This window comes from Streptomyces sp. NPDC020362 (assembly GCF_040642095.1).
Classification (GTDB): Bacteria; Actinomycetota; Actinomycetes; order Streptomycetales; family Streptomycetaceae; genus Streptomyces.
The window spans coordinates 76695-100093 of record NZ_JBFAET010000005.1 but is presented as its reverse complement, the minus strand read 5'-3'; the positions used below and the strand labels follow the sequence as shown (position 1 = coordinate 100093).

Below are 23399 nucleotides of genomic sequence, written 5' to 3'. Positions count from 1 at the left end.
GTCTTGAGCGGGTGTCTTGCGGACTGTGTGCGGACTGCTGTCCCGTTCGGGGGACAGAGGTGGCTGACGCCGGACCGTTGGGGCGCCGTATCGTCTCGTTGCGACATCGGCCGGAGAGCATGTGTGTGGGTGTGCCGACTGTCCTGTCATGTCGGGAGCCTGCCGCGCTGGTAATGGGGGCGAAGCGACACGATCAGGGCACAAGACACTAGCCTCGGGCCATGGTCACGCGCACCCGGCTGTATCACGACGGCACTCTCGTCCTGGAGGACTTTCCCGCCAGTGACGTCTCCGGGCTGCTCGCTGATCCGGCGTCGGTGGTGTGGCTGGACCTGTACCGGCCCGGGCCCGCCGAATTCACCATGCTCGGCGAAGAGTTCGGCATCCACGAACTGGCTCTGGAGGATGCCGCACAGCGTGGGCAGCGGCCGAAGCTCGACCGCTATCGCACCCACGAATTCCTCAGCGCCTATTCCGTCACCGCCGGCCCGGACGGTGTGGAACTGTCATACACCGAGATCGCCGTGTTCCTCACCGGCCAGGCGATGATCACGGTCCGCAAGGACGACGGGTTCGACATCGAGAACGTCGTCGCCCGCTGGGACGAGAGCCCGGATCTGGCCGGCCATGGCGTCGGATTCCTGCTGCACGGCCTGCTCGACCATCTCGTGGACGGCCACTTTGCCGCGGTCCAGCGACTGGATGACGGCATCGAGGAGCTGGAGGGTCTGCTCTTCGCGGCCGGACGTCGTCAGATCGAAGCCGTGCAGCGCCGGGCTTTCGTGCTGCGCAAATCGCTCGTTGAGCTGCGCCGCGTCGTGCTCCCGATGCGTGAGGTGGTCAATTCGCTCATGCGCCCCGGCCTGCATGTGATCACCGAGCCTCTCGTCCCCTATTACCAGGACGTCTACGACCACGTGCTGCGTGCCACCGAATGGACTGAATCACTGCGGGACCTGGTGGCCTCGGTCATGGAGACGAACCTCTCGGTCCAGGCCAACCGCATGAACCTGATCATGAAGAAGGTGACGAGCTGGGCCGCGATCATCGCCGTACCCACCGCGATCACCGGCTACTACGGCCAGAACCTCCCCTACCCCGGTTTCGGCCGCCAGTCCGGATTCATCACCTCCGCTGCCGTCATCGTGGCCCTGTCCGCCGTGCTGTATCTGACGTTCAAGCGCAAGGACTGGCTCTGACCAGTCACTCCCGAGCCAGGGAAATAGCTGGTCATGCGCACTTTTTCGGGCTCCGGAGCGGAGTAGAGTGAAGTAACCGGGAGTTTTTCGCACGCCGGTTCGCCTGTGGTGTCGCTCCCGGTGATGAACAACGCCGGGCTGTCGCAGACGAGCCCGGGGGCAGGTCCGCGCCATGACCGTGACCATCAACCGTACGACAACGAGTGAGCGCGCACCCTCGCCGCCGGCCCGCCTCTCGCTGACGCCGGCGCGCCCGGTTCCGGGCCGGCTGCAAGGCGCCGGAGGCCGGGAAGACGCAGAGGGCGTCGATGCCCGAAGCCGGGAAGAAGCTTGGGAGACCGACTGCGGGGCAGCTCGGGCGTCGCCCCTGCGGCGGCCCATGGGATCGCCAGGGCGGGCGTCCGCCCTCCGGCCAACGGATGTGAGAGAACCATGACTCTCATCGCAGTGGCTGTGTTGCTTGTCGTGATCGCCGTCGGAGTCGTTCTCATCCACCGGCTCAACGCTCAGCACAACGAACGGATTGCTGCCTTCCACTACAGCGATGCTCTGCCGGGGATCGGCCGCCGGCTCCGGAGGCACCGCCGGCCGGCGGCGGACGGGACCGCCGACACGCCTCACCACGACAGCGGCCGCGGATGACATCGACTTCGGCCCGACCGCGGGCGGTAGAGGAAGGCACGTCATGGCGATATTGCGAGACCGGAAGACGTACCGCGAGAGGATCATGCGGGCTGTGTACGAAGCTGCCGAGGGCAATCGGCTCCTGGGCGTCGACGGGGTGAAGCTCCGCAACGACCTCGGTATCCCTGAGCAGGACATGGCCGCTGCCTGTATGTACCTGGCGGGTGAAGGCTGGGTCGTCGTGGACTGGGCGAGGGGCAACACGCCCGCGATGATCACGCTGACGCACCAGGGGATCCGACAGATGGAGACAGAAGAGGAAGGCCGTGGCTGAGCCGCCGCGTCGGCTTCTCGGACCGAAGTGAACCTTCGCAAGGATTGCTTATGTCGGAGAAATCCCTTTGGCGTAATATGGAAAGCGGGTCGGCGCACGCTCACGTGCAATGACCCGGAAGGGCGGCTCCGGCGGGTATACGCCGGAGCCGTTGCCTGTTTCCGTAACCGCTCTGCGGCGAAGCGCTCGCGCGAGCGTCGTGCGGAGTACGGTGAGGTGGCAAGGTCACTTCGTGCGGCGGTCGCACGCCCTGCGGTCGCACTGCTCTCTGCGGACGGGCGGACACCATGGCCGACTCCGACACCCCCGACCTCCCCAGGCTCCTGCCGGACGCCGTCCACGGGTCGGTGAAACCCGGGACGGCCCTGCTGAGGCTGGAGACGACACACGCACGCGAGGGAATCCTGGACGGCGCATGGTGGCCGCGGTCCCGGGACATCGGTGCCGAGCTCCCCTCGCTGATCTCCGCGTTGACCGAGCATCTCGGACCTGTCACCCGGGTCGGTCTGGACGGCAGTGCCTGGGACGAACTGCCGACCCGGGTGATGGTCGACGGCCGAGTAGTCCGCATCGATTCCTTCCCGGTCGGTGACGACACCGTCCTCATCACCCGGGGCGACCGGGACCATTTCTCCCTGATGCTGGTCCCTCCGGACACGACGCTCGACGCGGCACGCGCCGCGATGGCCAGGGCCGTACGGGCAGACAACGTCACCGAGGCCAAACAGATCCTCATCGATACGGGCAGCGACACGCCGCCTACGCCGGCCTGACACATCCGTCCCAGATCGACTCCCCGTCGGCCTGGATGCTAGATGCGGGCGAACTTCTGCGTCTGCTGGGCGAATTCCTGGGCCATGGCGGCGCTGACCGTGGGCTTGGTGTCGCGGATCGTGTCCAGGTAGTCGTCGGTGGTGGGGGCGGTCCGGGTTCCGGTGTCGAAGGTGCGCTCGAACTGGGCCTGGGAGACGGTGCGCGCCGCGTGGGCGATGTCGGCGGGGGTGAACCCCTCGCTGGCGGACGCAAGAACCGCGCTGCCAGCCCGCGCGCCCGCTCGGGTCAGGTAGCTCTCCCACAGTGCGGTCCTGGCGGTGTGGTCGGGTGGGCCGATCGGCAGCACGTAGTCGAAGCGGCCGTGCCGCAGGAACGCGGAGTCGAGCGTGGTCACGTTGTTCGTGGCACAGACGAGCAGCCGTCCGTCCTGGCTTCGGAACCGGACGATCGCCTTGAGCAGTTCGTTGACGACGCCGACCGCGGTCGCGTCCGCGCCGCCGCGTTCGCCGGCGATCTCCTCGACCTCGTCGATGAAGACGAGGACGTGGTCGAGTTGTGCGATCTCGTCGAAGCGCCGGTTCAGCCCGGTCGCCAGGCCGTACTCGGCGGCCAGACGTGCGGGGAACAGTTCGAGGAAGGGCCATCCCAGGCGGCTGGCGATCGCGTGCGCGAACGTGCTCTTGCCGGTCCCGGGCGGGCCGAACAGCATCACCGCCCGCGGCGGCGCGGTGGGAAGCGGCCGCGGCCCCCGTCGCGGTGGTCACGTCGTTCGCCGACGGTCGGAGACTTGGAGAGTGGTGGTCCCGCAGGGGGCCGTGCCGCGTCGGTGCCGCTGCGCGGGCCGCCGGGCAGGGCGCGACCGTACCGGTGCACGGCGATCCTTTCCGCGTGCTCGATGTTGAGCCGGTGGATCACGAACGCGGCCGCTGCGATGAGGACCAGGAAGGCGCCGATCGTCAGGAAGGTGTTCACGGCGGCTGTCTCACATGCCGATGATCAGGCGACTGATGCGACCGGTCTGTGCCGGAACGGCCGCAGAGGAGGGGCCGCCCTCGTACTTCCCTGCCTCGTCCGGTACTAGTGACCGGTCGGCAGCGGAGACGGCGTGCCGGGTCTCGTCAGCGGCGATGAGAGCGCTTGCGGTCAGCGGCGGACCGTCGTAGTCGGACGCGGCCGCCATCAGGCGGGCCGCCGACTCCGCCCCGGTCTCGGGTGGGATGACCAGCAGATCCCAGCGGCCGGTGCCGTAGGAGAGCAGCAGCAGCTTGTGCGGGTCGATCTCCGGGGTGAACCAGCCGACCCTGACGACATGACCGCCCACGGGAATCTCGTGCGGGATGACCGGCCAGTACTTCGGGTTGACGGCGATGCGGGTGATGCGGCCCCACAAGGGGTCCAGCACATCGGTCAGTGCGGGCAGCTCGCTCAGCAGGTCCCGGGAGCGGGGCCACCAGGCACCGTCCAGGAGTCCACGGGACGTGCCGTCGGTCTTCAGCGCGAGACGCGCGGCCGGGGCTGCGACGGGCTCGTGGTGTGGCAGGGGTTGGTGCAAGGTCGCCGACATGATGCGGACCTGTCTCCGGGCCGCCTTCGCGGCGCCCCGGGTTTCATCTCTCGCCGGGTCGTTCTCGGCGATTCATGACAACCGGGCCGGCCGTGACCGGCCCGGGGTTGGGTCCGCATCATGACCGCGACCATTCTGTCGACGCTCGCGGTCGGGGAGCGGCCCCTTTCTTCGTTGCCACCCCGACTCCTGCTGGCACCCGCCGAGACGGCCCCGGCCCTGATCGACGGTGCCTGGTGGCCCCGCTCCCGCGACCTGAAGGCGGGGCTTCCGGCGCTCATCGAGGTCCTCGACCCGCTGTGGGGGCGGATCACCCGAGTAACGGTGAACCCCGCGTTCTGGCCGGTCATCCCGCGAAAGGTGCCCGTCCACGGGCACGTGGTGCATGTCGGCTGGTTCGAGGCCGAGCAAGACCCGCACAAGCTGCTGCTGCTCTCCTACACCGTCGGCCGCTGGGACCTGCTCGTGGTCCCACCGGAGACAGAGCCGGCCACCGCGGCCCGGCTGATGGCCATGGCCACCGACCCGTCGCGGAGCCTCACGGCTACCGGCCTCATCCATGAGGCCGAACGCTTCCGGACCGCGGCAGAGGCAGAGGCCGACTCGGACTCGTTCCGGGAGGCGTTCTGGGACTCCGAAGGCGGACATGACGCCCACCACCCGGACTCACGTGCTCCTGGCAGAGCGGTCATCGGTCACGTGCCGACCCCGCCAGAAGGAGTGTGAGAGGCATGGACACCTTCGCGACGGTGAGCGTGCTCCTCGCGATGCTCGTCTTGGGTGTGATCGTGATCCAGCTGTTCACCGCGAGCCACGATGGTCGCATGGCGACCTTGCCGTCCGGCCGTCCCCGGCGGTGGCGGCTATGGCCGTGGCACCGTACGGAGAAGTGAACCCGCCCATGGAGGATCGCGGAGCCGACTGCGCCGGCAGGGGGTTCGCGGGCAGCGGCGAGAGTGGAACGGGTTGCGTGCCGTAGGCCATGTCCATGGTGGTGCGGCTGTCGGCTCACTCCAGGATGGCGAGGTGGTCGGCGGCGCCCCCGCGCCACTCGATCAGGAAGAGGGTCGCGTCGTCGCTGGTGCGGCCGCCCCGTTGCTGCTTCAGAGCGTGGGAGAGTGCGCGCACCACCGCGCGTACTCCCTTCTCTGTGTGTTCGATGCGGTTGACCCAGTGGATGAGTTGTTCCTCGCCGAACTGCTCTTCACCGGCTTCGTGTTCCTCGATCAGGCCGTCGGTGAAGCACAGCACCCGGTCGCCGTGTTGGAGCATCTGCTCGCTGATCCTGGGCTCTTCACCGCCGAAACCGACCGGCAGGGTGGTCGGGCCTGTCAGTTGCCGGACGACCTGGTGGTTGCGGATCAGCAGCGGTGCGGGGTGGCCCGCGTTGACCCACTGCAGGTGGCCCGTTGCGATGTTCAGCCGCATCATCTGCGCGGTGACGAAGTGGTCGGGCCCGAACTGGTCGGCGATGGCCCGGTCCATGAACGCATAGATCTCGGACAGGCCGATGCCGGCACGTCTGGCGTGCCGGTAGGCCCCGACGGCGACGGTCGCCATAGTGGCGGCGTCCAGGCCGTGGCCCATCGCATCGACGATGGCCAGGTGCAGGATGTCCTCGTTGAGGGCGTAGTCGAAGCTGTCGCCTGCGACGCTGTAGGCGGGCTCCAGGATTCCGGCCACCGCTGTCTGGGGGACGGACATCGCCAGCGGCGGCAGCAGGGACCACTGGATCTCCGCGGCCACGCTCATCGGTTCGCGGCGCCGGGCGAGGAAGAACTGGTCGGTGTAGCTGTGCTTGGTGACCAGCATGTCGGCGACCAGACCGGCGAGTCTGCGCAGTAGCCGCCGGTCGTCGTCATCGACGGTGTCCAGGGTGAGGCCCATCACTCCCACCTGGTCGCTGCCGTCCAGCAGCGGTAGGTACATCCGGACGCCGTCGGACTGCGGCACCTCGACAGTGGTTGCCTGCAGGAAGGCCATGCCGGAGGGAGAGTCACTGATCGGCTCGGGCTCGCCGACCATCAGCCGCCGACCCGGCAGCGGTACCAGCACCAGCTGGCCATAGTCCTGCAGCAGGATCGAGACGTCGCGACCACCGACCCTGGCCACCTCTTCCGCGATCAGCGGGGCGATCAGCTGCGGCGGCATCTCGTGTGCCCGGTCCAGCAGCACCCCCAGCAGCCGCTCACCGAACCCTTCGGAACGGTCAATCATGCCGTTGTCCGGTCGCCGATCACCTTGTGCCATGGCCGCGCCCTTGCACCGGTGTCCTCAAAGTCTCGGTCACAGTGTCCCTGCCGACATCGTGCTGCGGATGCAGCGCCGGCTCCGACACGCTCGGGCCATCCGGCGGTGATGGCCGATCCGCTCGACCCTCTCACGTGATCCGTACACAGGGCTCCTGACGCGACCGTGATCAACCCCTCCAGAGTGACGCGGCCGACCAACCCAAAGTGCCCATTACGTCAAACGTGGCATGTCATAGGTGATCAGGACAGCTGGCTTTCAAACCCGTTGTGCACCAAATCCCCCATGGAGCGGCACCACACTTCGGGGGCTGTCCGAACGACTCCAGCGCACGGCCGTCCTTGCGACCTCCCCTGCCGCCCACCCTCCGGAGCTGCCGACGGACGTGACCGAACTGTCCGCCGCACACGACGCCGCCGTCGCAGACCATTGTCGCCTTACAGGGAGCGCACGGCCCACACACACTTGCCGGGGCCCTGGCGTTCCTCCACGCCTCAGTGGTCGGCGACGGCCGAGACGAGCAGTAGGCCGCGACCGCTGGCGGCGCCGGCCGGTACGGGTCGTCTGCGGGGTGGGGCGTCGCCCCTGTCTGTACTTCGATGCGGAGTTGGAGATCGTCGAGCGTGACGCGCACCAGGACCAGTCCGCCGGCGGGGGCTCCGTGCGGGATGGCGTTGGCGGCGAGTCCGGAGACGCACAGCTGGACGTCGTCGAGGCGTTCGGTCCGGCCCCATTGGACAAGGGTCTCGGCGACGCATGTCCGGGCGACGCCTCGTGTGGTCCGGCGTCGGTCGAAAAGCCTCGTGCGGTGCTGGAAAGCGCCACCCATGTCAGGTGCCGGAGCGAGGGGAGCCGGCTTGTCGGCCAGTGTGCTGGGCATGGTCAACAGCCAACTGTCGGCCACCATCGTGCGTCGGCTGATCACTCCTGGCGGCAGCCGCCCGCGATGGCCGCAAGCCCGTCGAGCTGCCCCGCATGGTGACCCACGGCCTGCGCCACTTCTTCGCCTCCGCCCTCATCGCCGGCGGAGCAAGCGTCAAGCATGTGCAGCTGGTTCTCGGCCATGCGTCCGCCGTCATCACGCTGCGGATCTACGCCCACCTGTGGCCGGGCGAAGAAGACCGCACCCGGACCGTCATGGACGCCATGCTCGGCGGCCTGCGGACCGGGTGCGGACAGGTAGGCGATACGACCCGCGAAACCGCAGGTCAAACGGCCTAGCCAAAGATCAGGCCTTCTTGGTCTCCCAGAAGATGCGGTCGATCTCGGCGATGAGCTCCAGCGCCTTCTCGCCCGTCTTCGGGTCCGTCGACGCCTTGGCGGCCGAGAGGGCCTTCAGGGTGTCGTTGACCAGCTGGTGCAGCTGCGGGTACTTCTCGAAGTGCGGGGGCTTGAAGTAGTCGCTCCAGAGCACGGAGACGTGGTGCTTGGCCAGCTCCGCGCGCTGCTCCTTGATGACGGTGGCACGCGCCTGGAAGTGCGGGTCGTCGTTGGCGGCCATCTTCTCCTGAACGGCCTTCACGGACTCCGCCTCGATGCGGGCCTGGGCCGGGTCGTACACGCCGCAGGGCAGGTCGCAGTGCGCGCTGACCTTGACCTTGGGGGCAAACAGGCGGGAAAGCATGGAGCATTCCTTCCTCGTGATCGTCTTCTCAGGTGGGACATTACTCCCTGAGGGACGGGTTTTCGCGAGTGCCCCCTAGGGCTTAGGACAAAAGTCCAGGGTCAGACTGAGACTGGTGGAGGAACGGACCGGGGAGGTGCCGGGGATGCCGGAGCTGTCGCAGGAGACCGAGCGGGGGAGGACGGGAGCACTCTTCGGACTGGCCGAGGTGACCGGCCCGTCCATGGTGCCCACGCTGCATCACGGGGACCGGCTGCTGGTGCGGTACGGGGCCTCGGTCAGGCCGGGGGACATCGTCGTCCTGCGTCATCCCTTCCAGCAGGACCTGCTGGTCGTCAAGCGTGCCGTGGAGTTGCGCGAGGGCGGCTGGTGGGTGCTCGGGGACAATCCGTACGCGGGTGGGGACAGCACCGACTACGGGGTCGTTCCCGAGGAGCTGGTCCTCGGCAGGGCGCGGTTCAGGTACCGGCCGCTGAAGAGCGGTCAGCGCTCACCGGTGGCGCTGGCGCGCTGGATCTTCTCGGCCGCCAGGCCGCTGCTGCCCGACCGGTCGGCCTCCAGGCGCTTGCGGGCCCGGTAGGCGGCCACGTTGGCGCGGGTCGCGCAGCGGTCCGAGCAGTAGCGCCGGGAGCGGTTCGTGGACGTGTCGAGATAGGCGTTGCGGCACGGGGCGGCCTGGCACAGGCCCAGGCGGTCCACGCCGTACTCGGTCAGGTGGAAGGCCAGGCCCATCGCCGCGATCGCCGCGTAGCCGGCGGTGGCGTTCGACGGGTGGTCGGCCAGGTGCATGTGCCACAGGGGGCGGCCGTCCTCGTCGCGGTGGTCGTGGCCGGAGATCTGGGGGCTGACCGGGAACTCCAGGAGGAGCGAGTTCAGGAGGTCCACGGCGAGCGTCTCGTCGCCCTGGTCCGCCGCCTCGAAGACCCCGCGCAGCCTGCCCCGTACCGAGCGGAAGCGCGTGACGTCGGTGTCGGTGGCGCGGCGGGCCGCCGACGAGTTGGCGCCGAAGAGGTCGCGGATGGCCTCGACCGAGGTCAGCGAGTCCTTGCCCCGGGCCGGGTCCTCGCTGTTGACGAGACGTACGGCGTAATCCGAGTAATAGGCCAGTTCCACTTGTAATCCTTACGAGGGCGCTCTATGGTCGTGTCTGCGGTCGGGTAACAGCCGGTCGTACCTAAAGGGTATTACGTGCCGGTGAGGGGACGGGGATTTCATGACGACCGGTACCGGAACCGACTGGGCCGCCTGGCAGGAGAGCTGGGACCGGCAGCAGGAGTGGTTCATGGCGGACCGCGAGGAGCGGTTCCGGATCATGCTCGATATGGTCGAGGCGCTTGTCGGCACGGCTCCGCGCGTGCTCGACCTCGCCTGCGGCACCGGCAGCATCACCGCCCGGCTGCCGGCCCGGTTCCCCGGAGCCACCAGCACCGGGGTCGACCTCGACCCGGCGCTGCTCGCCATCGCGCACGGCACCTTCGAGGGGGGCGACCGCGTCTCCTTCGTCACCGCCGACCTCAAGGACCCCGAGTGGACGGCGAAACTGCCGTACGACTCCTGCGACGCGGTCCTGACCGGGAGCGCTCGTTAACCACACGGTACCGATGTCCGCCTTCTGGAGTATGGCTGTTCCCCTCAGCGATCATCCTGGATGCATGAGTGCGCCCCGTCCAGCAGGAGCCGGACGGGGCGTGGTGGTTGTCGGCCAGATCCCTGGGGGGGTTCAGCTGCGGTGGTGTGGCGTTGCATCGCCCTGGGTTCAGCAACGGGTCTCAGCTTGTTCCTTGGAACTCAAACACGATCTTGGACGCGAGATTAGTGAGGTACGCCGGTCGGATGCGGCTGGGACGCAGATGTTCTCTACGTTCGGTACGTCTCATGAGACATCCATGAGGACGAGGCATCCCAGCTCGGATTTCTGCAGCACTCGAGGAGTCTTCGCAGTTCGAGGAAGCGGCATTGAGACACTGGCCCCGCCGTGCTACCTGATCTGCCGGCGAGGCATGAGCCGCGCTCCTGCAGCCGCACTGGGCGGCGCCGAGTTCCACGGCGCCCCTGCCGGCGAGCGCAAGCCCACTACCTCGCACGCCATCGCCGCCCGCCTCGCGGGTCAGCCGTCATGTTGTCGGCTCGCCTTCGTCGGCCACCGCTGCTCCCTCCCCTGGCGGAAGACTTTCACGGGCGCGCACCATGTCGGCACGCGCATGAACAAGGAGAGCAAGTGCCTTCAGAACACCTGCGATGCTGAGGCCAACGGCTGTCGTCAGCCCGCCGATCGCAGTAATGATCTGCGCGGTGTCCGACGGGCTGAACTGCCCGTGCTGGGTGCTTTCCAGTACGCTGCGTGTGGCAAGGGCGGAGATGGCGTACCCGACCACCGCCAGGGCAAAGAGCCCAGCCACAGCACAGGCTTCCGCCCTCCCGACGGCTTTGCGTACTCGTCGGAGGCGCCGCACCCGCTCACGCTGCCTGGCCTGCTCCTCCTCCCGCTGTGCTTCACGATACTGGCGGGCTACAACGGCAGACCACACGAGATCACCTGATCCTGACGGAAAGCTGAGCCAGGTCATGCCTTTTGACGATGCATCACCTTGAGCGCGGTCCATCTCCAGCTCGACCTCCGTGCCGCCCTCCGGCACCGCGCGCAGCCGCGCCGTGCCGCCGTTGCGCTGCATCCGGCCGGTGATCGATTCTCTGACCCCCATGCGGTCGGCGGGTATCGAGTCGAGGTCGAAGCCCGGGCCGCGGTCGCGCACGGCCACGATGACCGTCCTACCCTCGACTTCCGCGTAGACCTGCACGGCGCCGCCCTCGCCACCGTGTTTGGCGGCGTTCACCATCGCCTCGCACGCGGCCTGCATCTGCGCATTGAGCTTCTCGTCCAGGACGCAGTCACCGACGACCACGACCTCGATGGGGACGCCGTAGTGGCCCTCGACCTCGGCGGCGAGCAGCCGCACCGCATCGGCCATCGTCGCCGGCCCCTCGTCCCGGCTTCCCATGCCCCTCATCATGCCGCTTGACCGTGACTGGTGGTAGTGGCCTCGAGCAGTGTGACGAAAGGGCTCTTTCGTCCTGGGTATTCAGCGGAATTGGGTGATCTGACGCCCCGACAGCTGCAAGGTGACGTTGACCTGCAAGGATGCGAGTGGCCAGAGCGAATCCCCTGCAGTGGCTCTGTCCGCGCGATCGGGCAGCAGTTGTTCACCACTGCGGGAGGCACTTGGCCGGCGACACCGTTCGAATCAGCGGTCGATCGTGGTGACTGTGCCGTCCAGTCGCAGATCGATCTCGTGGTCGGTGTACCACTGCGAAGGGTGCACGAAGATCGCCTCGTCCTGCCTCTCCGTGCGGTCGCCACCCCGGTCGTGCGGGCGGCCAACGCGGCCGGGAGAGGCGATGGCACGGAGCAACGCGATGTCCGATCTGCAACAGGGCTGCCGTGCAGGCCATGGCGGGCCTTGGTGATAGCACGGTCAGAAGCCGGGGGCGGAGCCGACGAAGACCCACAAGGCGGCTGTGTACCACAGCAGTGCGATGGCGGTGACCAGGGCGCCGCCTGCGGCCGGAAGCGCCCAGCCGGGCAGTTGGCGGCTGCGTACCACCAGCACCTTGGCGACGAACGCGCCGTACAGGACGCAGCCCGCGATGGAGTGCACCGCCACTCGGCTGCTCGTGAACTCGACTCCGTAGGCGGTGATGCAGTGGTAGGCGATGGGCAGCGACAGCAGAAAGGCAAGAAGGCCGATGAGCCGGTGTGTGGGCTGCACCCGGTGCGGCGCGGCCCCCGCTCCCGGTAGGCGCCGGTACATCCACAGCCCGAGCAGCAGTTGGACGACCGCGAGTGCCATCAGAGCGCTGCCCAGGCGCGCCTTGAGATCGATGACGCCGACGCCGTGCTGCCCGAACAGGCTCCTGGTGTAGTCGGGTGTGTGCGTGCGGCCGAACGCATATACCCCCACCGTGACCGCGACCGGCAGCAAAGCAGCCAAAAGGCCCGCCACCGTTCGTGTGGGGCGCCGCTTCTGCGCGCCCGTGTGCCCGGTCATCAGTCCCCGATCAATCGGGTTCGACCTTGCTGCCGGATGCCTTGACGACGTACCACTGTGGCGCCGCACGCGCTGGTTTCCCCGCCGTTGGTGTCACCGGCCGGCGTGTTACCCGCGAAGCAGTGCTGCGGGTGCCCGATGCAGGTCACTTGAGTGATGCCGTTGGAGCGCTTCGAGGCGCTGATCAGGCTGCTCCTGGCAAACGGGGCCGCCTTGGGGGTGCCGGAGGCGAGCGGCGGCGGCCAGGTACACGCGTGTGCTCCGCCGCTGGCCGGTGTGGTCGACCTGGCGGCCTCGGACAGGGAGAGCGTCCGCCCCTTGGCGTCATCCAGCATGGGACGGAGCTTGCTGAAGTGCACCGTGCCCGTGCCCATGGCGGCGGCCGGGCTGCCGGGTGCGGCCGGGCCGATGCATACGGGGATGCCCGCTGACATCGCTCCGGATGTGGGCCTGGCGCAAGCGGACGAGGCCGTCCGGCTGGGACAGTGGCGTGCAGCAGCAAGCGGCACGGCGGAAACCGTCGGCACTGTCGCCGCGGCCGTTCCTTTCATGAGCGCTCCATGGTGTCGAACGGCGCATCCGTGCAGCCGCGGGAAAAGACCCCAGCGGACCTCTTCTCCCAGTTGGCCCCGGGTGCTCGGGGCCTGTCCACTCCAATTGGTCCGCCTGGGCAGTCGCTGCTCCATTGGCGAGGTCCCCGTACACCTGACTTTGGCTCGTCAGGGTGACGTCGGGTCGGCGAGGGCCAGGCCGGTTCCGGCGATGAAGCCGTCGAGGACCTCGGGCCGGTACGGGAGGCGTTTGAGCGGGTTGCGGACGAGCGACTCCAGGCGGTCGAGGGCGACGACGGCGAGGTTGGCCGACGAAGTGCCTGCGTGGACATCAACCGGAGCCAGAACCGGCCCCGAGGAGGGAAGCGTCACCGCTGTCCGTTCAAGCTGCGTGTGTGGGGCATCGCCTCGACATCAGAGACAGGCCCCTTCCATCCCCGTTCAGGTCAGTACATGCGACAACGCGGGCTCAGCCATCGGATGCGGCACTGATGCGGTAGGCCACGGTGGGCCACTTCCTCAGCGCCGGCCTCAGTCGCCGATCCGGCGCCGGGTGTTCGAATTGAACCCCACGAGCATGCTGCCGGGACTGGTGAACAACTGCTGTCCGATCTCGCGAACAGAGCCGGTAGGCGGTCTTCTTGCGCGCTCCTGACCGCCACGGCCCGGCACCGACTGCACAGCGAACCCCTCGTGGCCCAGGACCCGGTCCTCGCCGAACCCATCGCCCGGCGCTTCGAGATCTACGGCGAGCATGCCGACGGGGACATGCCGTCGGTGGCCCGGCACGCGCGCGTGCTGCGCGAGAAGGGGTTCGGGGAGGCGCGGGCGGTGTGGTGCTCGCCGTCCGGCACCCTGCTGCCGGCACTGAAGTGACGCGGAAGGGCGGTACGGAGAACCCGTACCGCCCTTCTCACCGGACGGGCGTCAGAGGACCTTGGACAGGAACGACTGCGTCCGCTCGTGCTGGGGGTTGGTCAGGACATCGCGCGGATGACCGGATTCGACCACCACTCCGCCGTCCATGAACACCAGGCTGTCGCCCACCTCACGGGCGAAGCCCATCTCGTGGGTGACCACGACCATCGTCATGCCGGACTCGGCGAGGTCGCGCATGACGTCCAGGACGTCACCGACCAGCTCCGGGTCGAGGGCCGAGGTCGGCTCGTCGAACAGCATCAGCTTCGGGTCCATGGCGAGGGCCCGGGCGATCGCCACGCGCTGCTGCTGGCCGCCGGAGAGCTGCGAGGGGTAGTTCCCGGACTTGTCCGCGAGGCCCACCCGCTCCAGGAGCTGCAGTGCGCGCTCCCTGGCCTGGGCCCTGCTGGCACCCTTCACCTGGACCGGCGCCTCCATGACGTTCTCCACGGCCGTCATGTGCGGGAACAGGTTGAAGCGCTGGAAGACCATCCCGATGTCCCGGCGCTTGAGCGCGACCTCGCTGTCCTTGAGCTCGTACAGCTTGTCGCCCTTCTGGCGGTAGCCGACCAGCTCGCCGTCCACGTACAGACGGCCGCCGTTGATCTTCTCCAGGTGGTTGATGCACCTCAGGAACGTCGACTTGCCGGAGCCGGAGGGGCCGATGAGGCAGAACACCTCGCCCGGCTTGACCTCCAGGTCGATGCCCTTCAGTACCTCGACGTGGCCGAAGGACTTGTGCACGCCCTGCGACCTGACCATCGGGACCGTGCCCTGCGGCCGGGCGTCCTGCGTCTTGCTCAGCTTGTCGGTCATGCGCCCACCGCTCCCTTCGGGCGTCCCAGCGACAGCATGTTGGCCTTCACCTTCTGCCACGGGGTCGGCGGCAGCTGGCGGCTGGAGCCACGGGCGTAGTACCGCTCGATGTAGTACTGACCCACGCTCAGCACCGAGGTCATGATCAGGTACCAGGCCGCGGCGAGGAAGTACATCTCCACCGGGGCACCGGAGTTCTGGCCGATGTCCTGGGCGTAGCGGAACAGCTCGGGATACTGGACGGCCGCCACGAGCGAGGTCGTCTTCAGCATGTTGATCACTTCGTTGCCCGTCGGCGGCACGATCACGCGCATCGCCTGCGGGATGATCACCCGGCGCAGGGTCTTGCCGTGGCTCATGCCGAGCGCGTGGGCCGCCTCGGTCTGGCCCTCGTCCACCGCGAGCAGGCCGGCCCGGCAGATCTCGGCCATGTACGCGGCCTCGTTCAGACCCAGGCCGAGCAACGCCGTCAGCAGCGGCGTCATGAAGTTCGACCAGTAGTCCTTGTAGAACGGCATCAGGTTGATGTACTCGAAGACCAGACCCAGGTTGAACCACAGGAACAGCTGGACCAGGACCGGAGTGCCGCGGAAGAACCAGATGTAGAACCAGGCGATCGACGAGGTCACCGGGTTCTTCGACAGGCGCATCACCGCGAGGACGATGCCGCCGACGATGCCGATCAGCATCGACAGGACTGTCAGCAGGAGGGTCTTGCCGACGCCGGTCATGATCCGGTCGTCGAAGAAGTAGTCGGGTACCGCGTGCCAGTTGATCCTGCCCTGGCCGAACGCGTAGATGATCGCGACCAGGATCGCGATCGCGATGACGGCGGTGACGTAGCGTCCGTAGTGCCGGACCGGGATGGCCTTGATGGCCTCCGGGCCGGCCGGGGGAGCGCTCGGCCCCCCGGCCGTCTTGTCGATGTCAGTCACGGGTGTTGCCTCTCGGTGGCCGCTCGGGATGCGCGGGTCACTTGCCGCCGTTGACTGCGGACTCCTTGACGGCGCCGTCCTGGGCGCCCCACTTCTCGAGGATCTTCTGGTACTCGCCGTTCTTGATGATCGCGTCCATCGCGGCCTGGAGCGCGTCCCGCAGCTTCGCGTCGTTCTTGGCGACGGCGATGCCGTACGGGGCCGCCTCGACCTGGTCGCCGACGATCTGGAAGTCCTTGCCGCCACCGGAGGTCTTCACCGCGTACGCGGCGACCGGGAAGTCGGAGGAGGCCGCGTCCACGCCGCCCGAGCGCAGACGGGTCTGGGACTGCTGGTCGTCGTCGAATGCCTCGATGGTGAGCTTCTTGCCGCTCGGACACTTCTTGGCCTCCTGCTTGGCCAGGTCCTCCGAGACGGTGCCGCGCTCCACGGCGATCTTCTTGCCGCACAGGTCCGTCCAGGACGTGATGCCCTGGGTTTCGCCCTTGCGCGTGTAGATCGACACACCGGCGGTCAGGTAGTCGACGAAGTCGACGCCCTCGCCGACCTTCTTGCCGGTGTCCGGGTCGACACCCTCCTGGCGGTTCTTGTTGTCCGTCATCGCCGACATCGCGATGTCGTAGCGGCCCGAGCGCAGACCGGTGAGCAGCCCGTCGAAGGTGCCGTTGTCGAACTCGAACGTCACGCCGAGCTGCTTGCCCATGGCGGCCGCAAGGTCGGGGTCGAGGCCGACGACCTTGCCGGAGGAGTCCTTGAACTCCACCGGGGCGTAGGCGATGTCCGAACCGACCTTGATCTTCCCCTTGCCGCGGTACTCCTGGGGGAGCTTGTCGGCCAGCGGGGCGCTCGCGCTGGAGGCGCTGCCGGAGTCCTTGTTCTTGTCCTTGGTCTGGTCACCGCAGCCGGTGAGCAGCAGGGCGCCCGCGACCGCGATGGCGCCGACCGCAGCCAGCCGGGAGCGCGCGGCGGTCGTACGAGGGGTGAAGCTTGCGGTCATCGTGGTTCCTCCGGCAGATGGGAAGACATGCCGATGGGTCGACGGAAACACACACTTTCGGGTGCCGCGACCTCGTGGCTTTACGGCATCTTGCCATTCGGACTACGCCATTCAGGGGCGTCAATATGTCAAAATCGCATAACGGGTGACTTCCGAACCGCGCCAGGTCCCGCCAGGACGGGGCCTCAGGGCCGCACCATCTGCGGAAATCCATCATTCAGGCCGGAAAATCTTCGGACCATCTCACGATGTGGTCCATCGTTTCGGTCGATCGTCTCGTTCGCCGGCCCGATCGTCGTGTTCGCCGGCCGGTCGGCCGCGCGTCGCCGCCGGGTCACGGCCGTGTCGCGCCCGCGACGCACCCGTGTTGCGCTCATGTCAGCCGCGCGTCATTCGCGTGTGGCTTTCTGGTCCCGAGATGTGACCTTGGACCTAATGGACTCGTCGTGACCGCCGTCCGTCCGGTAAGAAGGTTCTTTACACCCCTCATCCGGGGCTCAGGGCGCGTGTGCGGCGCGCCCGTCGCGTATGTGCCCGTACGTATCAGCAACCGGGTCTTACGCGGTGCCCGCCCACCCCTCACCAGGAGTGGTCGACCCTCAAACCATGCATACCTAAGGGGTAAGACAAAGTGGCAGCGGAGATCGTCAATCCTCGCAGCGACAGCACAGCGGATCAGGACGGCGGGGCCGAGCCCCTCGATTCCTTCGATCCGGCGTTCGCGCTGCACCGCGGCGGCAAGATGGCCGTGCAGGCCACCGTGCCGGTCCGGAACAAGGACGACCTTTCCCTCGCGTACACGCCCGGCGTCGCGCGCGTGTGCACCGCGATCGCGGAGCAGCCGGAGCTGGTCAACGACTACACGTGGAAGTCCTCGGTGGTCGCCGTCGTGACCGACGGCACGGCCGTGCTCGGACTCGGGGACATCGGTCCCCAGGCCTCCCTCCCCGTCATGGAGGGCAAGGCGATCCTGTTCAAGCAGTTCGGCGGCGTCGACGCGGTGCCGATCGCGCTCGACTGCACCGACGTGGACGACATCGTCGAGACCGTGGTCCGGCTCGCTCCCTCCTTCGGCGGAGTGAACCTGGAGGACATTTCTGCCCCCCGGTGCTTCGAGATCGAGCGCCGGCTGCAGGAGCGCCTCGACATCCCGGTCTTCCACGACGACCAGCACGGTACGGCCGTCGTGACGCTCGCGGCGCTGCGCAACGCGGCGCGGCTGAGCAGGCGCGAGATCGGGCAGCTGCGGGCCGTCATCTCGGGCGCCGGCGCGGCCGGTGTCGCCATCGCCAAGATGCTGGTCGAGGCCGGCATCGGGGACGTGGCGGTGGCGGACCGCAAGGGCGTCGTGTCGTCGGACCGGGAGGACCTCACCCCGGTCAAGCGGGAACTGGCCTCCTTCACCAACAAGGCCGGCATCTCCGGCCCGCTGGAGAAGGCCCTCGCGGGCGCCGACGTCTTCATCGGCGTCTCCGGCGGTACGGTCGCGGAGGAGGCAGTCGCCTCCATGGCGGAGGGCGCCTTCGTGTTCGCGATGGCCAACCCGAACCCGGAGGTGCACCCGGACGTCGCGCACAAGTACGCGGCGGTCGTCGCGACCGGGCGCTCGGACTTCCCCAACCAGATCAACAACGTGCTGGCCTTCCCCGGGATCTTCGCGGGCGCGCTGCAGGTGCGGGCCAGCCGGATCACCGAGGGGATGAAGATCGCCGCCGCGGAGGCGCTGGCCGCCGTCGTGGGTGACGATCTTGCCGCCGACTATGTGATTCCGTCGCCGTTCGACGAGCGGGTTGCTCCGGCCGTCACCGCGGCGGTTGCGGCTGCTGCTCGTGCCGAGGGCGTTGCCCGTCGCTGACGCTGCGCCGAATGGCCCCGCCCGTTTGGGCGGGGCCATTTCCTTTGCCCACCCACCCGTCCGTTCGGGTGCCGTGAAGGCACCGCCCGGGTTCGCCGTCGTTCGGCTGTGGTGTCCGGGCCTGCCGTCGTTCGGCTGTGGTGTCCGGGCCTGCCGTCGTTCGGTTGTGGTGTCCGGGCCCGGCTTGGTACGGCTTTGGCGTTCAAGTGCTGCTGCGCCGCACGGGTGCCGCTGCGCAAGAGGGTATGTGTCACAGACGCCGCTGGTTCCTTCGGCGGAGCCGGGACCCTATCGTCGAGCCCATGTTCGCTGTCTACGCCGCCCGAATCGACCGCGACCAGCCGCTCTCCGGCCTGGAGTTGGGAGAGCGTCCGGCTCCCGAGGCCCGGCCCGGCTGGAGCACCGTCACCGTGCGGGCCGCCTCCCTCAACCACCACGACCTCTGGTCCCTGCGGGGCGTCGGGCTCCCGGAGGACCGGCTGCCGATGATCCTCGGCTGCGACGCCGCCGGGATCGACGAGGACGGCAACGAGGTCGTCCTGCACTCCGTCATCGGCCAGAGCGGCCACGGTGTCGGCCCGAAGGAGCCCCGCTCCATCCTGACCGAGCGCTACCAGGGCACCTTCGCCGAGCAGGTCGCCGTGCCGACCTGGAACATCCTGCCCAAGCCCAAGGAGCTGTCCTTCGCGGAGGCCGCCTGTCTGCCGACCGCGTGGCTGACGGCGTACCGGATGCTGTTCACCAACGCCGGGGTGCGGCCCGGTGACTCGGTCCTCGTGCAGGGCGCGGGCGGCGGTGTCGCCACGGCCGCGATCATCCTGGGCAAGGCGGCCGGTCTGCGGGTCTTCGCCACCAGCCGGGACGAGGCCAAGCGGAAGCGGGCCCTGGAGCTGGGGGCGGTCGAGGCGGTGGAGCCGGGGGCCCGGCTGCCGCAGCGCGTGGACGCCGTCATCGAGACCGTGGGGGCGGCCACCTGGTCGCACTCGGTGAAGTCCCTGCGGCCCGGCGGCACGATCGTCATCTCCGGCGCCACCAGCGGCGACCGCCCCTCGCATGCCGAGCTGACCCGGATCTTCTTCCTGGAGCTGAAGGTCGTCGGCTCCACCATGGGCACCAAGGAAGAGCTGGAGGACCTGCTCTCCTTCTGTGCCGCCACCGGCGTGCGGCCCGTCATCGACGAGGTGCTGCCCCTGGACCGGGCCCGCGAGGGCTTCGAACGGCTCGCGTCCGGCGAGCAGTTCGGGAAGATCGTGCTCACCAACTCCTGACATCCTGACGTCCCTTCGGGGGCGCGGCCGGGCGGGTCCGGATACCGGGCCCGCCTTTTCCGTGTCCACGGCGTCAATCATGGTTGACACCCGTCGGATGTCAACGTAAGTTGACATCATGACCGAGGCAACCGATCTCGCCCAGCGTGCCGGTGACCGCGATCCACGGGTCGGGCTGCGGGCCGTGGCCGCGCTCCGCAAGCTGCTGGAGCAACTGGAAGCGGTACAGGTGCGCAGTGCGCGCAATCAAGGCTGGTCGTGGCAGGAAATCGCCGCGGAGCTGGGTGTCAGCAGGCAGGCCGTGCACAAGAAGTACGGGAGGCTGTGATGTTCGAACGCTTCACCAAGGACGCGCGCGACGTCGTACGGGGCGCTGTCGAGAAGGGGGAACGCGAGGGGGCGCAGGTCGTCGATGCCGAGCATCTGCTGCTCGCCCTCCTCGACCGCGAGGCGAGCCGTGCCTCCTTCGCGCTGGCCGCCCTCGGGCTCACCGACCGCAAGGCGTCCGTACGGGAGGCGCTGGGCCAGGCGCGGCGACGAGGAGGCCTGACCCGGGCCGAGACGGACGCCCTCGCCGGGCTCGGGATCGACGTCGGGGAGATCGTCTCCCGGGTCGAGGAGGCACACGGTGCCGGGGCGATGGCCGGCGACCGCCGGGACAAGGGCTGGTGGTCGGGGCGCCGCTCCTTCAGCCCTGGCGCCAAGAGCATCCTGGAAGGGGCCCTGCGCACTGCCGTCGACCGCCGCGACCGGCACATCGGCGACGAACACATCCTGCTCGCCCTGACCCTGCGCCCCGGAGTCCCGGCCGAGGTGCTCGCCGACCACGGGGTGACCCACGAGTCCCTGCGGCGCGTGCTGTACGGCGAGGGCACGGCCCAGGCCGGCTGACGGCGGGCAACTCGGCGGACGGCCAGGACGGCCAGGACGGCCAGGTCGGGCGGACAGGTCGGGCGGACAGGTCGGGCGGCTTGTCGGACTCGCTGGTGCGGACGCCTCGGCGGACGGCTCGGCGGACGGCTCGGGCGGCCGCCGACGGTGCGCCCGAAGGGTTCGGGCGCACCGCCGTGCCGGGGCGGCTCAGACCTTGGGGCCGCGCAGTATCGCCCCGATGTGGGCCGCCGCCGTCGACAGATGGCGGCGGACGTCGCGGAGCTGGTCGGCAGTGACGCCGTGGTCGCGGGACGCGTCGCGGATGTCGTCGCGGAAGCGGTCGAGGAGGCGGTCCAGGTCACGGGCCGGGTCGCCGGTGGAGTCCTCGTGGGCCCAGGACGGTTCGTACGCGGCCGGGAAGTCCTCCGGGGTGGAGGAGTAGTCCGGTTCCGCGGCGGGAGCCGACGTGCGCGAGCCCGGGGCGGACTCCTCGGCGGGGCGGCCGAAGCCCCAGTCCTTGCCGAACTCCTTGCCGTAGCCCTTGCCGAACTCGCCGAATTCCTTGGCCAGTTCGGTCAGGCCCTCCCGTACGCCGGTCGGCCAGTCGCCGCGCGCGAAGTGGTCCTGGACGCGGTCCTGGACGTGCCGGGCGATGCGCTGCATCTCCTCCTGCGCCTGCGCCCGTGCCCGCGACTGCGCCTCCTGGGCCTGATGGCGGGCCCGCTGGGCCTCCTCGCGGGCGCGGCGGCTCTCGTCCTTGGCGCGGCGGGCCTGTTCCTTCCACTCCTGCTTGACTCGGCGCATCTCCTCCTTGGCGGCCCGCCAGGCCTCCTTGTCGCCGAGGTCGCCGTACTCCCCGAACGGGCCCGCCCCGGCCGCCTTGCCGCCCCTGCGGGCCTCGGAGGCCGCCGCGCGCACCTCGCGCCGCAGATCGCCGGCGGCACCGCGCACGTCAGCCTGTATCTCGGCGGCGAGTTCGGCGACGGACTCGCGGATCTCCAGCTCCAGGTCGGCCAGTTCGCCGCTGCGGTCGGCCAGTTCGGCGCGCCCGGCGTCCGTGATGGCGTACACCTTGCGGCCGCCCTCGGTGGTGTGCGTGACCAGACCCTCGGCCTCCAGCTTGGCCAGGCGGGGGTAGACCGTGCCTGCCGAGGGGGCGTACAGGCCCTGGAAGCGCTCTTCGAGGAGCCTGATCACCTCGTAGCCGTGGCGCGGGGCCTCGTCGAGCAGCTTGAGCAGATAGAGGCGCAGGCGGCCGTGGGCGAAGACGGGGGGCATAGTCAGAGCACCTTCTTGTCGGTCGTGCCGTCGGCCGGGGCGGTGGGTGTCTCCGCGGCCGCGGGGCCGGCGGGAGGCTCGGTCTCCCTGGGGGTGTCTTCGGAGGTGTCCTTCTCCTCCTCGCCCGGCGGCCGGCGCAGCAGGGCGATGGAGCCGGAGACCGTGGTGGCCCTGAGCCTGCCGTTGCCCGCGCCGAGCCGGCCGGTGACCTTGTGGGCACCCCACTGGCCGTGCACCCGCAGGCCCTCGAACGCGTTGGAGATCGTGCCGCTCGTGGTGTTCGCCTCCACGTCCGCGTCCGCAGGGTGCGGCAGGCGGATGGCGATCTCGCCGGAGACGCTGGTCAGCCGGACGTCGGTGGGGCCGTCCGGGTCCAGGTCGATGATCATGGAGCCGCTGACGGAGTCGGCGTGGACGGACTGGCCCGAGCCCTCGACCACGGTCAGGTCGCCCGAGACCGAGTTGAACCGCAGGTCGCCCGTGACGGCCTGGGCCTCCAGGTTTCCGGACACGGTGTCGGCGCGGACCGGGCCGGAGAGGCCGACGAGGGTCGTGTCGCCGTTGACGCCCTTGACCACCGAGGAGCCGCCGATGCCGGAGACGACCGCGCCGGCGCTGACCACGCCGACCTCCACGCGCGTGTCGGCGGGGACCGTGAGGGAGACGACGGCGCTGCGGCGCCAGCCCTTGCGGTCGAGCCACTTCAGGAAGCCCTTCCAGGGCAGGTCCTCGTAGGCCACGGTGAGGGTGCCGCCCTGCTGGGTGACGATCAGGGGCGGGCCCTCGATGTCCGAGACTTCCAGGCGGGCGGAACCCTCGTCCGTGCCCACGACGTTCACCGTTCCGTTGACGATGCGCACGTGAAGGTCGCTCACGGGGGCGTCGAAGGTGAGCTTTCGGGGTTCGGCGACGGACCACTCGGACATGGGGAACCTCCTCGACCGGACGCGGCCGCGCCACCGCGACACGCCATATCGCGTCTTCTGTGAAACACGATATATCGTGGTTGGGGAAAGTCAAGGCACCCGTTCGTGGGAGCCGAGCGGCGGTGGCGGCCGTTGACCGCGAGGTGTGGCTGGAACAACGAGCGCCCGGAAGGGGCCGCGGGGAGCGGCGGTGCCGGTCACGGCGGGTCGGCACATGTGCGATCGGCCGGCCGGCACGTGAGCGATCGGCCGCGGTGCTTCGGCGGCCGTCCCGGTCGTGCGACTGCGCATAGGCTGTCCCTGGATTCTTCATCCGTACGGACGCAGACGCAGGAGAGGCACCCCATGTACTTCACCGACCGCGGTATCGAGGAGTTGGAGAAGCGGCGCGGCGAGGAAGAGGTCACCTTCGAGTGGCTTGCCGAGCAGCTGCGCACGTTCGTCGATCTCAACCCGGACTTCGAGGTCCCCGTCGAGCGGCTCGCGACCTGGCTCGCCCGGCTCGACGACGAGGACGAAGAGTAACGCCGACCGCCCCGGGCGGGCGGCGTCAGCGCCCCGCACGGC

27 protein-coding genes and 4 pseudogenes are annotated in these 23399 nt (G+C 68.9%); 15 read left to right on the top strand and 16 right to left on the bottom strand.

Annotated elements, in window-relative coordinates:
- The first annotated feature begins 221 nt into the window (after nucleotides 1-221).
- The 4 genes from AB0H32_RS04070 to AB0H32_RS04055 all read left to right on the top strand — a co-directional run bounded on the left by AB0H32_RS04070 (nucleotide 222) and on the right by AB0H32_RS04055 (nucleotide 2930).
- Nucleotides 222-1199, top strand: coding sequence for a magnesium transporter CorA family protein (locus AB0H32_RS04070; protein WP_361113813.1), 978 nt, complete (start codon nucleotides 222-224; stop codon nucleotides 1197-1199).
- A gap of 432 nt (nucleotides 1200-1631) precedes the next feature.
- Nucleotides 1632-1841 carry a hypothetical protein gene (locus AB0H32_RS04065; RefSeq protein WP_361113810.1) on the top strand — a complete coding sequence of 70 codons (210 nt, stop codon included), beginning with the start codon at nucleotides 1632-1634 and terminating at the stop codon, nucleotides 1839-1841.
- A gap of 43 nt (nucleotides 1842-1884) precedes the next feature.
- Nucleotides 1885-2157, top strand: a complete 273-nt coding sequence (locus AB0H32_RS04060; RefSeq protein ID WP_361113807.1) for a hypothetical protein — start codon at nucleotides 1885-1887, stop codon at nucleotides 2155-2157.
- A gap of 287 nt (nucleotides 2158-2444) precedes the next feature.
- On the top strand, nucleotides 2445-2930 hold the full coding sequence (locus AB0H32_RS04055; protein WP_361113804.1) for a DUF5994 family protein: 486 nt from the start codon (nucleotides 2445-2447) through the stop codon (nucleotides 2928-2930).
- Between the two features lie 38 nt (nucleotides 2931-2968).
- On the opposite strand, the gene AB0H32_RS04050 is transcribed toward AB0H32_RS04055, so the two are convergent.
- From AB0H32_RS04050 to AB0H32_RS04040, 3 genes are read right to left on the bottom strand one after another with little or no spacing between them, the layout of a single operon-like run.
- Nucleotides 2969-3640, bottom strand: a complete 672-nt coding sequence (locus AB0H32_RS04050) for an ATP-binding protein (RefSeq protein WP_361113801.1) — start codon at nucleotides 3638-3640, stop codon at nucleotides 2969-2971.
- Complete coding sequence (locus tag AB0H32_RS04045) at nucleotides 3640-3903, bottom strand: hypothetical protein (protein ID WP_361113798.1); 264 nt, start codon at nucleotides 3901-3903, stop codon at nucleotides 3640-3642. The genes AB0H32_RS04050 and AB0H32_RS04045 overlap by 1 nt, the downstream gene beginning before the upstream one ends.
- A gap of 10 nt (nucleotides 3904-3913) precedes the next feature.
- Nucleotides 3914-4495 carry a DUF5994 family protein gene (locus AB0H32_RS04040; protein WP_361113795.1) on the bottom strand — a complete coding sequence of 194 codons (582 nt, stop codon included), beginning with the start codon at nucleotides 4493-4495 and terminating at the stop codon, nucleotides 3914-3916.
- Nucleotides 4496-4615: 120 nt separating this feature from the next.
- Here AB0H32_RS04040 and AB0H32_RS04035 point away from each other — a divergent pair, with 120 nt between their 5' ends.
- Entirely contained in the window at nucleotides 4616-5221 is a 606-nt protein-coding gene (locus AB0H32_RS04035) for a DUF5994 family protein (RefSeq protein ID WP_361113793.1), read from the top strand.
- A 5-nt stretch (nucleotides 5222-5226) separates the two neighbouring features.
- Nucleotides 5227-5388 carry a hypothetical protein gene (locus tag AB0H32_RS04030; RefSeq protein WP_361113790.1) on the top strand — a complete coding sequence of 54 codons (162 nt, stop codon included), beginning with the start codon at nucleotides 5227-5229 and terminating at the stop codon, nucleotides 5386-5388.
- Nucleotides 5389-5503: 115 nt separating this feature from the next.
- Here the strand turns inward: AB0H32_RS04030 and AB0H32_RS04025 are convergent, their stop codons facing one another.
- Entirely contained in the window at nucleotides 5504-6745 is a 1242-nt protein-coding gene (locus tag AB0H32_RS04025; protein WP_361113787.1) for a PP2C family protein-serine/threonine phosphatase, read from the bottom strand.
- A gap of 933 nt (nucleotides 6746-7678) precedes the next feature.
- Between AB0H32_RS04025 and AB0H32_RS04020 the strand changes: the two are divergent.
- Nucleotides 7679-7966 (top strand): annotated as a pseudogene (locus AB0H32_RS04020) (tyrosine-type recombinase/integrase); the annotation flags it as partial.
- A 7-nt stretch (nucleotides 7967-7973) separates the two neighbouring features.
- Here AB0H32_RS04020 and sodN read toward each other — a convergent pair.
- A complete protein-coding gene (gene sodN / locus AB0H32_RS04015) occupies nucleotides 7974-8369 on the bottom strand; it encodes a superoxide dismutase, Ni (protein WP_356142172.1) in 396 nt (131 codons plus the stop codon).
- Nucleotides 8370-8514: 145 nt separating this feature from the next.
- Between sodN and sodX the strand changes: the two genes are divergently transcribed.
- Nucleotides 8515-8949, top strand: coding sequence for a nickel-type superoxide dismutase maturation protease (gene sodX / locus AB0H32_RS04010; protein WP_361113985.1), 435 nt, complete (start codon nucleotides 8515-8517; stop codon nucleotides 8947-8949).
- Here the strand turns inward: sodX and AB0H32_RS04005 are convergent.
- Nucleotides 8853-9482 carry a CGNR zinc finger domain-containing protein gene (locus AB0H32_RS04005; RefSeq protein ID WP_361113784.1) on the bottom strand — a complete coding sequence of 210 codons (630 nt, stop codon included), beginning with the start codon at nucleotides 9480-9482 and terminating at the stop codon, nucleotides 8853-8855. The genes sodX and AB0H32_RS04005 overlap by 97 nt on opposite strands.
- A gap of 100 nt (nucleotides 9483-9582) precedes the next feature.
- Between AB0H32_RS04005 and AB0H32_RS04000 the strand changes: the two are divergent.
- Nucleotides 9583-9985 (top strand): annotated as a pseudogene (locus tag AB0H32_RS04000) (class I SAM-dependent methyltransferase); the annotation flags it as partial.
- A gap of 963 nt (nucleotides 9986-10948) precedes the next feature.
- Here AB0H32_RS04000 and AB0H32_RS03995 read toward each other — a convergent pair.
- The 5 genes and pseudogenes from AB0H32_RS03995 to AB0H32_RS03975 all read right to left on the bottom strand — a co-directional run.
- Nucleotides 10949-11356, bottom strand: a pseudogene (locus AB0H32_RS03995) (ATP-binding protein); the annotation flags it as partial.
- 255 nt (nucleotides 11357-11611) lie between these two features.
- Nucleotides 11612-11779, bottom strand: a complete 168-nt coding sequence (locus AB0H32_RS03990; RefSeq protein ID WP_361113781.1) for a hypothetical protein — start codon at nucleotides 11777-11779, stop codon at nucleotides 11612-11614.
- Nucleotides 11780-11842: 63 nt separating this feature from the next.
- The gene (locus AB0H32_RS03985; RefSeq protein WP_361113778.1) at nucleotides 11843-12415 is read right to left on the bottom strand and encodes a DUF6529 family protein; all 573 of its coding nucleotides are present in this window, start codon (nucleotides 12413-12415) and stop codon (nucleotides 11843-11845) included.
- On the bottom strand, nucleotides 12415-12750 hold the full coding sequence (locus AB0H32_RS03980; protein ID WP_361113775.1) for a hypothetical protein: 336 nt from the start codon (nucleotides 12748-12750) through the stop codon (nucleotides 12415-12417). The genes AB0H32_RS03985 and AB0H32_RS03980 overlap by 1 nt, the downstream gene beginning before the upstream one ends.
- 384 nt (nucleotides 12751-13134) lie before the next feature.
- The gene (locus AB0H32_RS03975; RefSeq protein WP_361113772.1) at nucleotides 13135-13338 is read right to left on the bottom strand and encodes a transposase; all 204 of its coding nucleotides are present in this window, start codon (nucleotides 13336-13338) and stop codon (nucleotides 13135-13137) included.
- A 318-nt stretch (nucleotides 13339-13656) separates the two neighbouring features.
- Between AB0H32_RS03975 and AB0H32_RS03970 the strand changes: the two are divergent.
- Nucleotides 13657-13842, top strand: a pseudogene (locus AB0H32_RS03970) (SAM-dependent methyltransferase); the annotation flags it as partial.
- A 51-nt stretch (nucleotides 13843-13893) separates the two neighbouring features.
- Here the strand turns inward: AB0H32_RS03970 and AB0H32_RS03965 are convergent.
- The 3 genes from AB0H32_RS03965 to AB0H32_RS03955 are packed head-to-tail and all read right to left on the bottom strand — an operon-like array spanning nucleotide 13894 to nucleotide 16632.
- A complete protein-coding gene (locus AB0H32_RS03965) occupies nucleotides 13894-14700 on the bottom strand; it encodes an amino acid ABC transporter ATP-binding protein (protein WP_361113769.1) in 807 nt (268 codons plus the stop codon).
- Entirely contained in the window at nucleotides 14697-15635 is a 939-nt protein-coding gene (locus AB0H32_RS03960) for an amino acid ABC transporter permease (protein WP_361113765.1), read from the bottom strand. Before AB0H32_RS03960 ends, AB0H32_RS03965 begins: the two co-directional genes overlap by 4 nt.
- 37 nt (nucleotides 15636-15672) lie before the next feature.
- On the bottom strand, nucleotides 15673-16632 hold the full coding sequence (locus AB0H32_RS03955) for an ABC transporter substrate-binding protein (protein ID WP_361113763.1): 960 nt from the start codon (nucleotides 16630-16632) through the stop codon (nucleotides 15673-15675).
- Between the two features lie 631 nt (nucleotides 16633-17263).
- Here AB0H32_RS03955 and AB0H32_RS03950 point away from each other — a divergent pair.
- From AB0H32_RS03950 to AB0H32_RS03935, 4 genes are all read left to right on the top strand, one after another.
- On the top strand, nucleotides 17264-18487 hold the full coding sequence (locus AB0H32_RS03950) for an NADP-dependent malic enzyme (protein ID WP_361113760.1): 1224 nt from the start codon (nucleotides 17264-17266) through the stop codon (nucleotides 18485-18487).
- Nucleotides 18488-18789: 302 nt separating this feature from the next.
- Nucleotides 18790-19755, top strand: a complete 966-nt coding sequence (locus AB0H32_RS03945; RefSeq protein WP_361113757.1) for a zinc-binding dehydrogenase — start codon at nucleotides 18790-18792, stop codon at nucleotides 19753-19755.
- Nucleotides 19756-19873: 118 nt separating this feature from the next.
- Nucleotides 19874-20083, top strand: a complete 210-nt coding sequence (locus AB0H32_RS03940; protein WP_361113754.1) for an HTH domain-containing protein — start codon at nucleotides 19874-19876, stop codon at nucleotides 20081-20083.
- Entirely contained in the window at nucleotides 20083-20646 is a 564-nt protein-coding gene (locus AB0H32_RS03935) for a Clp protease N-terminal domain-containing protein (RefSeq protein WP_361113751.1), read from the top strand. The genes AB0H32_RS03940 and AB0H32_RS03935 overlap by 1 nt, the downstream gene beginning before the upstream one ends.
- 189 nt (nucleotides 20647-20835) lie before the next feature.
- On the opposite strand, the gene AB0H32_RS03930 is transcribed toward AB0H32_RS03935, so the two are convergent.
- Both AB0H32_RS03930 and AB0H32_RS03925 read right to left on the bottom strand, forming a co-directional pair.
- Nucleotides 20836-21906 (bottom strand): helix-turn-helix transcriptional regulator, encoded by a 1071-nt coding sequence (locus tag AB0H32_RS03930; RefSeq protein ID WP_361113748.1) that lies wholly within the window; start codon nucleotides 21904-21906, stop codon nucleotides 20836-20838.
- Nucleotides 21907-21908: 2 nt separating this feature from the next.
- Entirely contained in the window at nucleotides 21909-22832 is a 924-nt protein-coding gene (locus AB0H32_RS03925; RefSeq protein WP_361113745.1) for a DUF4097 family beta strand repeat-containing protein, read from the bottom strand.
- Nucleotides 22833-23177: 345 nt separating this feature from the next.
- On the opposite strand from AB0H32_RS03925, the gene AB0H32_RS03920 reads away from it, so the two are divergent.
- Nucleotides 23178-23357, top strand: a complete 180-nt coding sequence (locus tag AB0H32_RS03920; protein ID WP_023586593.1) for a DUF6104 family protein — start codon at nucleotides 23178-23180, stop codon at nucleotides 23355-23357.
- The last annotated feature ends 42 nt before the right edge of the window (nucleotides 23358-23399 follow it).